Raw genomic sequence first — 14967 nt, forward strand, 5'->3', positions numbered from 1 at the left:
CAGTCCGGATGCATGCCTGCGCGAACGCTTCGCTGTTAGGCTACACCAGTGCACACCTCCCGGGGCTCTTAGGGAGGTGTTAAGTATCTGCATCTTCTCACTTATCTCCATTATTAGAATGATGAAACCATGTGTATATTTGTTCTGATAGGATAGTCTGCTGCGTATGGCCCATCGTCTGAGCAATGAATCCCGTCGCCTGCGCACTCTGATCACCGGGCATGTCGTCCCAGAACCGGAGCGTTGTATCCAGTGTGGTATTTGTTCATTTAATTGTCCAATTGGCATCGACGTTCGCTTGCATGCCTGGTTAGGGGAAGATATCGAAGATCCGGCTTGCCTGACCTGCGGGGAATGTATCGAGCATTGCCCACGCGCTGTCCTGCGTTTTGAAGTCACCGACCTGTTTGTGGGAGCTAAGGGATGACCCGCTACGTGATCATCGGTCTGGGGATTGCAGGCTTCTCCGCTGCCCAAACCCTCTGCCAGCTGGATCAGGCCTCAGAGGTCGTTGTAGTGAGCGATGACCCCCACGGTTATTACTCCCGCCCAGGCCTGGCTTATTATTTGAACGGTGAGATACCCGAAAAGCAGCTTTTCCCCTTCATTAAGAAAGGCCGCCTCAACCTGGCTGCTCAGCTAATCACGTCACATGTCATTCAGCTGGATCCAGCCTCTCACAGTATAAAGACGGATACATCCGGCACGATCACCTACGACCATCTGCTACTCGCATTGGGCGCACGCTCAGTCCCACTGAATGTCCCTGGTAGTGACTTGTTTGGCGTGGTGAAGCTCGATGATCTCGAAGATACCCGGCACATCCTCTCTGTGGCTCACCATGCAAAAACGGCGGTCGTTGTGGGTGGTGGTGTGCTGGCTATCGAGATGGTCGAAGGGCTGGTCGCAGAGGGGGTTAAAGTTCACTACCTGTTGCGGGGCGATTGGTACTGGCCCGGAGTTTTAACAGAGGCCGAAGCCCACCTGATTGAGCATCATCTCAAACAAGAAGGTGTCGTACTGCATTATCACACCGAAATCGAAGAGATCTTGGGGAAGAAGGGAAAAGTTATCGGGATTCGCACGACGAAGGGAGAAGTGATTCCTTGCAAGCTGGTAGGGGTTGGCATTGGCGTCAGAGCCTCTTTGGGCCTGGCTTCAGCAGCCGGACTGGCCACCGATCGTGGCATTCTGGTGAACGAGTACCTTCAGACGAGTGATCCGCATATTTATGCTGCTGGAGATGTCGCTCAAATTACTGATCCGTCCACCGGACGTTCTTCGATCGACAATCTCTGGTATCCAGGGCGTCGGCAGGGGAGTATCGCTGCCATGAACATGGCCGGGCAACCTCAGGCCTACCAGCGCAAGGTCGCCATAAATGTTCTCCGTCTGGCGGGTATGATGACTGCCATCATCGGTGCGATCGGCAGCGGGCGTGAAGAAGGTGATATCTATACGACACGCGGCTCGAGTGAAACTTGGAGGGAGCTGCCCAACGCCCTCGCCTCTGAAAGTGATACCGAAGTCGGTCACTTGCGCCTGGTTGTCAGCGGGCGCGAATTGCTGGGTGCCGTGCTGATGGGTAACCAGAAAATCTCAAGGCCGCTGTATGATCTGGTCAATAATCGGGTGGATATCACTCCCATCCGTAAGCAATTGTTGGCTTCTACCCCCCAGCTGGGGCAGACCATCTTGGACTACTGGATGAAAATGAAAAGTTAGGCGGAAAAGGATGGGAAGATTATATGCTTGCGCGTAGCAAGGAGCTCTGGTGGGCTTTACTGGCCATGGTCGTTATCACGGTCTTCTATATGCTCATCTTTAATAAATATCAGGCGGTGCCGGCGGCTGGCAGCTTCTTCGGCCACATGATCGGTGTAATCGGTTTCATCTTGATGTTGATGACTGAAACCCTATATTCCTTCCGCAAGCGCAGTCGAAAGGGCCGCTGGGGTAAGATGAGCTCCTGGCTGCAATTTCATATCTTCACTGGCCTGGTTGGGCCATATATGGTGCTCTTGCACACTTCCTGGAAGTTCAATGGCCTGGCAGGTGCCACTACCCTGCTGACCATTATGATCGTCATCAGCGGGTTTACCGGTCGCTATATCTATACCCGCATCCCCCGCTCCCTGGAGGGCATTGAGGTCACCCCCGTCAGCAACCCGGCTCAGGCAGCTGTGCTGGCGCGCTCGCGGCAGATGCTTTCCGTCTGGCATGCTGTGCATATCCCCATTGGGATTGCCCTCTTTGTTGCGGCATTCATCCATATTGGCGCCGCTCTCACCTACGCCACCCTGCTTCGTTAAGCGTGCTGTTATGGTGAAACGACCGTTGGGCTTCCTGACCATCCCCGGCTTGATTACCGGCCTGGTGGTCATCCTGATCGTATTGGGTGCGGGGTTGGCGTTCGGGGGAGTGCTTTTTAGCCCCGGTGCGTTGAATGCTCAAGCAGGTGCGCTGGTTGGTGGTGTCGCATCCCATGCCGAGTTCACCGGCCGGTGTTCTGCCTGCCACGCCTTTTTCTGGCAGTCAGCAACCATGGCTGACCGCTGCGTGGTCTGCCATACCGATGTTGCTGCGCAGCAGGCTGATCCACTCAGCTTACACGGTAGCTTGCTAAAGAAAAACAGCCATCTCACTTGCCGTACCTGCCATCCTGATCACCGCGGCGCATCAGCCTCCCTGACTGACCTATCAAAAGCCGATATCGCTCACGATATTTTTGGTTATTCCCTTCTGGCTCACCCCAAAAAGGCCGACAGCTCGCCTTTCACCTGTGGCGACTGTCATGTCAATGCGTACGGCTCAACTTTTGATCAGGCGGTATGTATTGACTGCCACCAACAAATCAAGGCTGATTTTATGCTAACCCACCAGCAAGTTTATGGGAATGCTTGTCTGGCATGCCATGATGGCATCGATACCTATGGCCATTCCTTCGACCATGAAAAGGTTGCCTTCCCACTCACTGGCATGCATACTCAGCTTGATTGTGCAACCTGCCATAAGGGTGCCCGCAACCTGGGCGACTTGCAATCTACCCCGCAGAACTGCAACGCCTGCCATGCCAAGGATGATGCCCACAAGGGGCAGCTTGGGACAGACTGTGCCGCCTGCCATACGACGAGCGGCTGGGCTCCAGCCACCTTTGACCATGCAAAATCAAAATTTCCTTTGACCGGTGCCCATACCACCCTGGAGTGCACCAGGTGCCATCTGCATAATGAGTTCATTGCTATTGATACAGCCTGCTATGCCTGCCATGCCAGGGACGATGCCCATGACGGTCAGCTGGGTAGTTTATGCGCCACCTGCCATACCACAAATGCCTGGTCACCATCCACTTTTGATCATGGAAAATCGAAATTCCCGCTTGCAGGCACCCATTCCAGCCTGCCCTGCTCCGATTGCCATCCAGATAAGACTTTTGCCCCACTTGATACGGCCTGCTATTCTTGCCATGCCAGGGATGATGCCCATAATGGCCAGTTTGGCACGTCCTGTGATGCCTGTCACACCACCACTGCCTGGCTACCGGCCAGTTTTGATCACTCGAAATCTGGTTTTCCTCTGACAGGCGCTCACACTAGCCTGCCCTGCTCAGCCTGTCACCCGAACGATATGTTTTCTCCTCTCGACACTACCTGCTTCTCCTGCCATGCCAGGGATGATGACCATAATGGCCAGTTCGGCACTGATTGTGGAACCTGCCACTCTACCACTGCCTGGCTGCCGGCGTCCTTTGACCATTCACGTATCGGTTTTCCTCTCACCGGCGCGCATGCCTCCGTGGGTTGTTCCGGGTGTCATACCGGGGGTGGTTTTTCTGGTCTATCAACCATTTGCGCTTCTTGCCACGCCGACCCTGCCTTCCACGCTGGCTTGTTTACCGGTATGTCTTGCGACCAGTGTCACAACACCTCCGTCTGGGTTCCGGCCCAGTATAACCAGCCTCACCCCAATGCGTGCACCGAGGTCGCCTGCGTCGGCCACGAGGGCGCTACCTGCAGGGATTGCCACACCTTGAACCTCATGTCAGCCACCTGCTTGAAGTGCCATGACAGCAATAATCCTGGCGATGGGGACGATTGATAATTAGCCAGGAATTTTAAATCGCTGTCCGATTTCTGTTGGTTAAACGTTCGTCCTGACCATGGTTGCTTTATTAAACTTCAGGTATTGCTGTTCTCTTCCAACCAGCTGGGGACTATCTTGTGATCCACTAGCAACATGTGTTCAAAGCCTTTCAAGGCGTGAACACGTCGCCTTTATTCTCTACGTCGCTGGATCTCGTCCAGCAAGCTCGTTCCTTGCTCAGGGGTGAGTGTTTCATTGATCGCCACCAGCAGCCCCTTTCCTTCCACTTCCCGCAGAATGGTAAGTGCGCCTCTGCCACTGGCGTACACCTGGCAGAGCTTACCACTCTCCAGGATGCGTTTGATGAGAGGTATCCAGCATTCTGCCTGGGGTTGCCCATCCCCGGGCACCCATTGGACGCCCCTCAATCGCTCCAGGCTCAGCAACATGTCCAGGTGACCCAGCTGCCCTCTGCCGTCCAGGTGGTAAAAAGCATACTCCATGCTTTCACAGCAGGCTGCCAGGTCGGGCAGCACATAACGCTCGAACATCTGGGGTGAGATCATGTATGAGAAATCGGACTGCAACAGATACCCCCGTTTCGGTGACCAGCAAGGACCCCAGCAGGAGGTTCCCTGGCTATGTTGGGTCAGTCTGTAGAGCTGCTCATAACACTCCAGCCATAACCGGTTGGTTTCCTTCACCAGGCGGTCTACTTCCTCAGGTGCATCTAGCAGGTCGAACAGCAGCTGCTGCGTGCCTCGCAGGTGAGCCAGGATGTCCAGGTTGCCTCCCAGGTCAGTGATGCCGATGGACAGCTGGTCTCCCCAGCGCCTGACAGCCCCTTGTGTTACTGCTTTTACCTGCTTCCACCATGGGTTATCTTGATCCATGCTGATCTTGAGCTCAGGTAGTTCAAGCTCTTTGTTGGGGGAGAACCAGGTAGTATCTTCCACTGCATGCAAGCTTGCCCCGGCAAAGGCAGCCACGATCCCCGGCCCGAAGTTCGGCCACATGCGTGGGTAAGCATCCCCCAGGTAATATGTGGCTTCCAACCGCTGCACAAATAGCTCTAGCAGCTCATTTACGTCTGCCCCTGGGCCGAAATTCCCCAAAAAGGTGCTGGCATAATGCGGGGTGCTGGAATCTTTTACCTCGATGCACTCCAGCACCACCAGCGGGCGCTCAAGCTCGCCTGCCCACCAGGCCGACCAATCCTGCCGGATGGTTTCCCAACCCGTCTCAGGGAAGTGTAGCTTTAAGTCCATGGGAGATCAGCTGCCGAGGGAATCTCACAAATAGCGGGAAAAGAACTCGTTCACCTTGCGGGCATGTTCTTCAGGATACCACTGGCTGACGGTGGTATGCCCGGCTTCTGGCACGCGCCACACCTCCTTCGGTTCCCTGGCTGCCGCATATAACTCGTCGAAGTCCGGCAGGTATTGGTCTTGGTCACCGTGGATAAACAGGATGGGTCTGGGAGAAATTTTCCCTACCCAGCGAATGGCTTCATAGTTGAACAGGTTAACACCCAGGCGCAGGGATGTCATGCCGATGATCAGCCATGCGATCGGCCTGGCCAGCCACGCGGGGAATCCCATCTCCACGCCCCGGGCAGTCATCGCACTACGCATCCGTGCCGGGCCGCCGTCACTGATAACTGCTTTAATATCCGGGCACTGTGGCGCGGTCACCATCGCGACGATCCCGCCATACGAAAACCCAAGCAGCCCAATGGCGTGTATGCCGCGTTCATGCAGGAATTGGACGGCACCCAGCACATCCCGGCATTCTTCGTAGCCGAAGGTCATGTGCTTGCCTTCACTGCGTCCATGGGCTCGAAAGTCAAATAGCAGCACATTGAATCCGGCTTTGCGCAGGGCTGGAGCCCGGTAAATATCGAAGTCATAACTGCTGTTGTGCCCATGCAGGATGATCACCGCTTTATCCGCATCACCCGCGGGTGTCCATACCCCGCGCAGGGTCAGCCCGTCAGAGGTTTTAAACGCGATAGTTTCGCAATCCAATCCATATTCGTCAGGGGAGTGCGTTTCGCCTAATTGCCCGCGCTGCGTGAAGTATAAAGATAGCACCAAATCCAGAACAAGGATGAGCAGCGTGACGATTGCGAAGATCCACAACAGGCTGGTCATCGATGCTTGTAGGTTACATGGCTAATGCCGCAGATGGCTTTGGCTCGCGCACAAATTTCAAGCTCACTGCGCTCAGGATAAATAAAACGGCATACCCGGCAAAAACCACAAAATATCCCATGCCCGGCGTGGTTAAGTTCAGGTAATCTGCTACAGGCCCGCCAATGCTCCCTCCGATAATGCCCGCCCCGGCTCCAGCCAGGTTGGAGATACCCAGGAACAATCCCGCTTTGGCTGCTGGCACCAGGTTGGTGCCCATCGCCCAATTGGCAGTCATGAACACCCCGGTTGCTACCCCCAGCACCGTCCCGGCAACGTAGATCACCCACTCGTTGGGGATCAGGATGGTACCCAGTAGCACGGTACATCCCACCCCAGCCAGGATCCCGCTCCAGCTCACCAGCAGCCGCTTACTGAATCTGTCGGCCAGCCAGCCCCCGATGAAGGCAGCTGCCAGGGTTCCAATCCCCACCACGGTGATCAGCTTCCCAAAAAGCCCGGCAGCCGTGCCCACATCGATCTTGAAGGTGTACATGAAAAAATATTGGGCAAAACGCTGCAGGGAGGTGATGGCTGCCAGGAAGAACAGCCGGTTGACGATCCACCAGATGAAGGAAGCATGCTGGCGCGCTTCCTCCTTGCCGATGGCGGTTGTTGAGCCAGCCCACACGCCGATCACTACCGCCATCGCCATGGCCAGTGTGCCTCCCACTGCCACCGCCACGATCAGGCCGGTTTGTTTATTGGCCAATAACCAGGTCACCAGGCCAAGGATCCCGCCAATCAACGCCCCACCCAGCAGGCCGATGCACAGACCTGCGAGAATGCCCAACAGCATGAGGAACACCCGCATCATGGGCGGCCAGAATGAATCCCCGGATTTTTCCTTCAGTGGCTCTTCCTTGACGGTTACCATCGTCACCACTGCCGCAAGCAATAGGAATGCTCCAGTAACGGCAATGGCCCAGCCTAATTCGCCTACGCTTACTAGCTTGGCGATGGTGATACCCACCAATGCGATTGGCACCAGCTCAAACAAAGCCTTGATTGCCGACGCCCGCCCGCGCTGGTCCTCTGGCACCAGGTCAGGGATCAACCCTTGTAATGGCCCATGGGAGATGTTAGCCGAAAACTGGATCAACAAAATCGCTACCAATAGAGACCAGTAATTCCAAGAAAGCCCAATGGCGACCAGGAATACCAGGTCAAGCAGCGTGCCTATCATGATGTACGGACGGCGCCGGCCAAAACGTGAGGTGGAGCGGTCACTGAACAACCCTGCTAACGGCTGGACAATCATGGCAATCACCAACCCCGCCGTGCTCATGGCACTTAACGCGCTGTTTTTCCAATCCGGCGGGGCATACAGGGCCACCAGGTAAGGCATGAAGAATGAGCCTACCGCCGTGTTGCGCACGTTCATTCCAAACCAAAACAGGTTGATGAAAATAAAGTCGTACCAGCGTAGTCGTTTCATGGGTTAAAGTATAGCATGCCGGTGATGGACCGCCTTTCCTTCCATGCTTCAGCTAATTTGCACCTCCCTCAATTCGGTTTTCATTCTGGTCGGGCATTCCCATCTGGTTATCTGCAAGATTTATATGCAGAAATTTCCTGCACGATCTTTGCGCAGATTTAAACTCATCCCCCAAATTCGTGTTCATTTGGGGGAGGTGGGGTCACCTGCACGACTTGTGTGCGGATAGGGTGGTTGATAACCGCGAAAACCAACGCTTTCTCTGACCCTCTCCCCTGTTCTCAGTCTAGTAGGTTGGGGTGACCTGGTGTGTTCTTGACCGGTTGAGCGTTTTTTGCGAAACCCAACTCATTTCTAAATCCCGTTCTTGTGAAGTGTCTGCATGATTTCACTGTGGGATTTGGGGGAGTGTGAGGTTACCTGCACCCGCCTGCACATTTGTGTACGGGTTTTTTGTGCCGAAGGGTCGAATTCTCTCCTCCCCTAAATTTCAGTTTGTGAAATTTGGGGGAGGCTGGGTCATCTGCACGACTTGTGTGCGGAGGGGGTTCTTTCTTCTGTTCAGCTATTCTCGAAATCTTTCCTACCCAACTCAACTATTCCTTCAATATCTTCTCAATCTCCGCTAGTTCTTCCTTGCTGAACTCCAGCTTATTCAACGCTGCCACACCGTCTTCGATTTGTGCCACCCGACTGGCCCCGATCAACGCCGAGGTGACTGCCGGCTTATGCAGCACCCAGGCGAGTGCCATCTGGGCCATGCTCTGGCCGCGCTGCCTGGCAATCTCAGCCAGCTTGCGCACCTTATCAATCTTGTCTGCGGTAACATTTTCTCGGCTCAGGTAAGTTCCCTTCTTCCCCGCCCGTGAATCATTCGGGACACCCTTTAAATATCGATTGGTCAGGATACCTTGTGCGAGAGGTGAAAATACGATGCAGCCGATGCCTTGTTTGGTGAGCACATCCAGCAGCCCATCTTCGACCCACCTATCAAATAGGCTGTAATTGGGCTGGTGGATCAGGCACGGGGTTCCCAGGTTGCACAGGATCTTGGCTGCCTGGTGGGTGAGCTCCGCCGGGTACATCGAGATCCCCACATACAATGCCTTGCCGCTGCGTACAATATAATCAAGCGCACCCATCGTTTCTTCCAGGGGCGTCTCAGGGTCGGGGCGGTGGTGGTAAAAGATATCCACATACTCCAGCCCCATCCGTTTCAGGCTCTGGTCCAGGCTGGCTATCAGGTACTTGCGCGAGCCGTGATCGCCATAAGGTCCCGGCCACATGTCCCAGCCTGCCTTGGATGAAATCACCAGCTCATCCCGGTAAGGTTGGAAATCTCTCTTGAAGATTTGCCCGAACGTCTCTTCTGCCGACCCGTATGGCGGCCCATAATTGTTGGCCAGGTCGAAATGGGTGATGCCCAGGTCGAAAGCTCTGTGGAGCATCGCCCGGCTGTTATCCAGCACATCTACTCCGCCGAAGTTGTGCCATAACCCCAGCGAGATGGCTGGCAGCTTTAGCCCGCTGTTCCCACAGCGGTTATAGCGCATATTCTCATATCTACTGCTCAATGCAGAATAACCCATTGATTCCTCCTGGTGTATCGATTACCCGACCCTCCAGATTATATCCGCAATTAATTCTCCCGATTCATGCATAATTCTCAAGGTGTACTTGGCCATCGGGGCAATGCTCTAAGAAACATCTCAGTCGGTGGTGTAAATTCATCATGTTGGCATGAAGGTTATATTGTCTTTATCATTGTACAGGTGCCAATGTAAAGGGTACCACCTCCGCGGCAATCAACATCTGTGGAAAATAAATCCGGTGCATCGATGCAATACTAATATCGTGTTTCGCTACTCCCATTCGGTACCATGTTTCTGGAGGATTCCACCCACCAGTCGGATCACCGAAGCCTCATCAGGAAAAATTCCCTCGACATTGGTCCTTCTTTTCACCTCCATGTCCAGCCTTTTAAGGATGTTGTTGGAGTAGATCCGCTTCCAGTGCTCAATAGGAAAGCTCATATAAGATAAAATATCGCCTTTGGTCTCAAGCAAGATCCGGGATGCGCTCAACCAGCATGGCTGCATGGCGTCAACCGCTGCCCGAAGTTGCCTTCCGGCGGCTTCGTGGCAAGGTAGGCAGTTGTGTGTGAAAACCACACCTCGAAAGCAAAACTCCATCCCCTCCTTGATTTCAGGGGAGGGGATGGAATGAGGTAGCATTTCTTTTCCGATGAATTCAGTGTTTGTTATTCTTTCACTTCATCTAGCCCTCGGGTTCAATTATTTCGAACAGGTACACTAAATAATCTGGTCCTGTGGTAATTTCCGGCGAAATAGGATCAGTGGCTGATCGTGCCATCCATGGTCGCAGACCATGGCCAGGCTAATGTGAAATCCATGCAGTCGAAGGAACCCTCCGGGGTACATCCGGGGATAAACTGGGGGATGACCTCGTATGTAAGGACGATGGTTCCGGAAGCATCCGCGAATGCGCCCGTGCCACCATTGAGGGTGATTGGGAAGTTATTGCTCTCGCTGGCTGGATCGTAGTCGTACGAACCATACAGCTCATTGCCGTTTGCCGCGATAAGCTTCAACCTACCATCGATTACGATATCGGGCTCAGCCGGGCAGTGGGTGAAGAACGCCTCGATCTGGCCCATATGGGTTCCCTCACCCGTTGCTTCAGTCAGCGTTGTGACCACCGTGCAGCCCGACGCTGTGCTTCCAGGAAACTCCCACCGCGCTGCCCCGGCCAGTGTTGCCTTGAACGGGCGGTCGGTGCCACCTATTGCTGCAGATGCAATGGCTACGGCGACCAGGCTGAGTAGCAAAACTACTGCTATTACGACGATTACTGAGACTAATCTTTTTCTTTTCATTTTATCCTTCCTTTTCGAGTTTTTTTCGGATGATTGGTAAGGCGATTGCCTTTGTTGGTACTACTATAGCTCCCCAGAAGTTGCCTGCCTTGCCAGTTCTTGCCAAAATTCCCCAAAATCAGAATTTTATGCTATGCTATTTCTAGCGTATTACTCAGGCTTTCCCAGAAAGCAGGTGATTATGCCCGCTTCTATTCCTCCCACCACATTAGAGAAATTCACTACATTCGGCGATTTATTGCGTTATCTCAGGCGCCGTGCCGGGCTCACCCAGCTGGAGCTGTCGTTCCATGTGGGTTACAGCGACACCCAGATCAGCCGCTTGGAGCAAAATCTGCGCCTGCCAGACCTGCCTACCATCGAGGATCGCTTTGTGGCAGCCCTCGGCATAAAAAATGAGCCCGAAGTCATTGCCCGCTTATTGGACCTGGCCGCCAATGTCAAGCGTGAGGACGCCCCGGTATTCGGTCTCTGTCCGTTTAAAGGCTTGAACTATTTTGAAGAGGCCGATGCGGATCTCTTTGTAGGCCGAGAAGCATTGACCGCCAAACTTGTAGATCGGGTACTCTCATTGTCCGATGGGCATCAAACAGCGAACGCGAGATTCCTGGCCATCGTCGGCGCCTCGGGTAGTGGGAAATCTTCCCTGGTGAGAGCCGGTTTGGTGCCGGCTTTGCGCTGGGATAAGCGCTCTGCTAATTGGCCAATACACATTTTGACTCCTACCGCCCATCCGCTCGAAAGCCTGGCAATGAGCCTGACCCAGGATGCTGATTCGGTCAATTCCACCATCGCCTTAATGGATGACCTTAAGCGTGAACCGCGTTCTCTGTCGGTTTATATCAGCCGCATGTTAAAAACGCTCGGCGCTCCATTCCTCTTTCTATGTATTGACCAGTTTGAAGAGCTGTTTGCCCTTTGCCGATCTGAGGAGGAACGCTCGACGTTCATCGATAATTTGCTTACCAGTGCAGCTCAGCAGGATGGACACGCCATTGTCGTCATTAGCCTGCGCGCCGATTTTTATGCCTCCTGTGCCGGCTATCCTCAACTACGCCAGGAGCTGGCTCGCAGCCAGGAATATATTGGGACCATGGCCGATGAAGAACTACGCCGTGTGATTGAAGAGCCTGCCCGCCGCGGGCGCTGGGAGGTGGAGCCAGGGCTGACCGATCTTATCCTTCACGACGTCGGCCATGAGCCGGGAGCTTTACCGCTGCTTTCTCATGCGTTATACGAAACCTGGCAGCGTAGGCATGGGCGGACGATGACGTTCAGTGGTTATTCCTCAGCCGGTGGTGTGCGCGGCGCGATCGCAGAGACAGCTGAAGCGGTTTTTGTGGATCAATTTACGCATGAGCAGCAGGCAATCGCCCGGCGGATATTTCTGCGCCTGACGGAGTTGGGTAGTGAAACGGCCGCCAGCGACACGCGCCGTGAGGTTAAATTTAGTGAGCTGATCCTGAAGCCTGAGGAAACCTCCGCAATCCAGGCAGTATTGAAAGCCCTGGCAGATGCTCGCCTGATCACTACCAGCCAGGATTCCGCCCAGGTGGCCCACGAAGCCTTGATCCGCGAATGGCCCACCCTGCGTGGTTGGCTGGAGGAGAATCGTGACGGATTGCGCCTTCACCGGCATCTCACCGAGGCGTCGCAAGAATGGGTTGCTTCGAATCGCGAACCGGATCTGCTCTATCGCGGCGTCAGGCTGGCGCAAGTGCAGGAATGGGCAGCTTCCCACAAGGATGACATGAACATCCAGGAAGTTGAGTTCCTGGAGGCTTCTATCGCATTGAGCCAAAAAGAAGCAGCTGAACGTGAAGCTCAAAACCAGCGTGAGATGGAGGCGGCCCGCCAGTTAGCCAACTCCGAGCATCTGCGCGCTGAGTCGGAGAAGCATAGGGCTGAAGATGAAAGTCGTGCTGCTAAACGACTTCGCCAGAGAGCGGTCTATCTAAGCATCGCCTTGATCGCAGCCTTCGCTTTGGTTTTGGTTTCAATCTTCTTTAGTCAACAGGCTTCACGAAACGCCTCTCAGGCCGGTGAGAACCTGAACATTGCCCAAGCAGCTAGCACCCATGCCATCGCCCAACAGGCGATTGCCCAAAGTGCCAGCACACAGGCCATGAACGAGGTAAATGCGCGTGCTACCGCGCAGGCAATTGCTGTGAACGAATCGAATACCCGCGCCACTGCTGAAGTGCAGGCTAAGGCAGAATCAGCTATCAATCACAGCCTGGCGTTGGCTGAAGCTGCGCAACAGGCGAACCAGGATGGCCAGGGGGACCTGGCTATTGCCCTGGCTTTAGAAGCAGTCAAGGGGGAACAACCCCCCTTAGAAGCAGTGCAGGCACTCCGCCAGGTTGCATTAAGCCCGGGGATACGCCTGATGCTCGACGGTCATCCAATGCAGGTAAAAACGGCAGCCATCGGTCCGAATGATCAATTGGCGTTTTCAGGCAGCTGCGCCCAAACTAACGATAAAGGGCTATGCGCGTCAGGTGATTTGATCCTTTGGAACCTGGAAACAGGCCAGGAACTCAAGCATTGGTCAGCGCATTCCGGTTGGGTGAATGCAGTGGCTATCAGCACCGATGGGAAAATGCTTATCTCTGGGGGGGAGGATGGCTCGCTGATCGTTTGGGATACAAGCACTGGCAATGAAATTCGCCAGCTGGTTGGACATTCTGGGGGCATCACCAGCCTAGCAGTGGACTCAAATACTGGCAATCTTATCTCTGGTTCATCGGATGGCAACTTGATCCTTTGGGATTTACCAACGGGCGCTGTCTTGCAGCGTTTTGTCGGAAACAACAGCCCGGTCACTTCTGTCGCAATTTCTACTGACCAGCCGTTGATCGTTTCCGGTTATGCAGATGGGCTGGTAATTTTGTGGGATTTAAATAATGCCGAAATGGTCAGGACTATCGAAAGCAATGGATTTCCAGTTGTGGCAGTAAAGATCAGTAATGATGGTAGCTGGCTCCTCTCCACCGCCGGTTTTGATCTGCGTATGATGGATGCCCAGACTGGGCTGGTGAAACAAACCCAGGCATGGGGCGGTCAGCCAGGGATATTAGCGCTCAGCCCTGACGAAAACATGCTCTACATTGGTAGGACCATGCTTACTCAGTTTGACTTGAAGAGCTGGCGCGAGCATCAGGTGTTTTTTGGCAGCTCCGAATCAGTCACCGCCCTGGTCACCAGCCAAAATAAGCCTCTGGGTCTGGTGGGTTATTCAAACGGAACACTATGCCTGTGGGACCTGGTTGAACAGCTTGACTACCAGTCTTTCGATACCGGGATGCAGCCTGATTCCATTGCAACCAGTCCTGACGGAAAGTATTTACTAATTGGAAATATGTTTCCGGATGATCCCAATCTTGTCCTCTGGGATATAGCCGAGAGTCGGGTTGTCCGGTCTTACCAGGGATTTGATGGTGTTACCTCACCAGGTGCTGTTGCCATCAGCCCGGATGGACAATTCGTGGCTGCGGGTGGTGGTTATCTGAATATGCCGGTTTACAACCTGATGGTGTGGGAGCTTGCCAGTGGGGAGGTTCAGTGCTCCCTGGATAGTAAAAATGCTATCCCGCGCAGTATTGCCATCAGTCCGGATAGCCGCTGGTTGCTTTCCGGTACGCAAGGAAATACCGACATTGGCGAAATCAATAAATTGGTACTGTGGGACATTCAGACCTGCCAGTTCGTTCGCCAATTTAAAATGGACGAGATTGAAGATGTGACCGGAATTGCTTTTAGCAGTGATGGCAGATGGGCCATCACTGGGAGCGCATTCTCCAACCCAAACCGCATTATTCTCTGGGATGTGAGCACAGGTAAAGAAATCCGCCGCTTTGAATTGGCAGGGACTGGTTTCCGCCCCATTTTTGACGTTGCCTTTGGGCCAGGTGACCAGACGGTTTTAGGAGCGGATGTAGACTCCCTGTGCCTGTGGGACGTGGAAACCGGGGAAATCATCCGTCGCTATACCGGCCTTTCCTCGGTGACCTGGAGTTATAAAATCAGCTCTGATTGGAAATATATCCTCGCTGGATCCGACAACAATGAGGTGATTCTGTGGGACTTTAACACTGGCCAGGAGTTATACAGCCTTACCGCCCATAAACAGACGGTCTATAGCGTGGCCTTTAGCCCGGATAGCAAGACCGCCTTTTCTGTATCTAACGACGGGATGCTGGTCCAATGGAACATTTCCGAGAAATCGCTTCAAGAGTGGGTCGATTGGATCTATGCCAATCGCTACGTCCGTCCCCTGACCTGTGCTGAAAACATCCAGTACCGTATCGACAGCACCTGCCAACCCTAGCTACTGCTTGCTTACTGACCGCTGACAT

Annotated in this window: 11 protein-coding genes; 5 read left to right on the forward strand and 6 right to left on the reverse strand. The window is 54.0% G+C overall.

What is annotated here, in order from left to right:
• Nucleotides 1-166: 166 nt before the first annotated feature.
• From C3F13_19160 to C3F13_19175, 4 genes are read left to right on the forward strand one after another with little or no spacing between them, the layout of a single operon-like run.
• Nucleotides 167-427 carry a hypothetical protein gene (locus tag C3F13_19160; protein PWB49520.1) on the forward strand — a complete coding sequence of 87 codons (261 nt, stop codon included), beginning with the start codon at nucleotides 167-169 and terminating at the stop codon, nucleotides 425-427.
• Entirely contained in the window at nucleotides 424-1725 is a 1302-nt protein-coding gene (locus tag C3F13_19165; GenBank protein ID PWB49521.1) for a hypothetical protein, read from the forward strand. Before C3F13_19160 ends, C3F13_19165 begins: the two co-directional genes overlap by 4 nt.
• 23 nt (nucleotides 1726-1748) lie before the next feature.
• Nucleotides 1749-2312: a hypothetical protein gene (locus C3F13_19170; GenBank protein ID PWB49522.1), complete on the forward strand. Its 564-nt coding sequence runs from the start codon at nucleotides 1749-1751 to the stop codon at nucleotides 2310-2312.
• 25 nt (nucleotides 2313-2337) lie between these two features.
• Nucleotides 2338-4098 (forward strand): hypothetical protein, encoded by a 1761-nt coding sequence (locus C3F13_19175; protein ID PWB49523.1) that lies wholly within the window; start codon nucleotides 2338-2340, stop codon nucleotides 4096-4098.
• 176 nt (nucleotides 4099-4274) lie between these two features.
• On the opposite strand, the gene C3F13_19180 is transcribed toward C3F13_19175, so the two are convergent.
• The 6 genes from C3F13_19180 to C3F13_19205 all read right to left on the reverse strand — a co-directional run bounded on the left by C3F13_19180 (nucleotide 4275) and on the right by C3F13_19205 (nucleotide 10609).
• On the reverse strand, nucleotides 4275-5351 hold the full coding sequence (locus tag C3F13_19180; protein ID PWB49524.1) for a hypothetical protein: 1077 nt from the start codon (nucleotides 5349-5351) through the stop codon (nucleotides 4275-4277).
• A 24-nt stretch (nucleotides 5352-5375) separates the two neighbouring features.
• Nucleotides 5376-6236 (reverse strand): hypothetical protein, encoded by an 861-nt coding sequence (locus C3F13_19185; GenBank protein ID PWB49525.1) that lies wholly within the window; start codon nucleotides 6234-6236, stop codon nucleotides 5376-5378.
• A 13-nt stretch (nucleotides 6237-6249) separates the two neighbouring features.
• The gene (locus tag C3F13_19190) at nucleotides 6250-7713 is read right to left on the reverse strand and encodes a hypothetical protein (protein ID PWB49526.1); all 1464 of its coding nucleotides are present in this window, start codon (nucleotides 7711-7713) and stop codon (nucleotides 6250-6252) included.
• A gap of 596 nt (nucleotides 7714-8309) precedes the next feature.
• Nucleotides 8310-9302, reverse strand: a complete 993-nt coding sequence (locus tag C3F13_19195) for an L-glyceraldehyde 3-phosphate reductase (GenBank protein PWB49527.1) — start codon at nucleotides 9300-9302, stop codon at nucleotides 8310-8312.
• A 273-nt stretch (nucleotides 9303-9575) separates the two neighbouring features.
• Nucleotides 9576-9947: a hypothetical protein gene (locus tag C3F13_19200; protein PWB49528.1), complete on the reverse strand. Its 372-nt coding sequence runs from the start codon at nucleotides 9945-9947 to the stop codon at nucleotides 9576-9578.
• 119 nt (nucleotides 9948-10066) lie between these two features.
• On the reverse strand, nucleotides 10067-10609 hold the full coding sequence (locus C3F13_19205; GenBank protein ID PWB49529.1) for a hypothetical protein: 543 nt from the start codon (nucleotides 10607-10609) through the stop codon (nucleotides 10067-10069).
• 133 nt (nucleotides 10610-10742) lie between these two features.
• Between C3F13_19205 and C3F13_19210 the strand changes: the two genes are divergently transcribed.
• On the forward strand, nucleotides 10743-14939 hold the full coding sequence (locus C3F13_19210) for a hypothetical protein (GenBank protein PWB49530.1): 4197 nt from the start codon (nucleotides 10743-10745) through the stop codon (nucleotides 14937-14939).
• Nucleotides 14940-14967 lie beyond the last annotated feature (28 nt).

Source organism: Anaerolineales bacterium, assembly GCA_003105035.1.
Taxonomy (GTDB): domain Bacteria; phylum Chloroflexota; class Anaerolineae; order Anaerolineales; family UBA4823; genus FEB-25.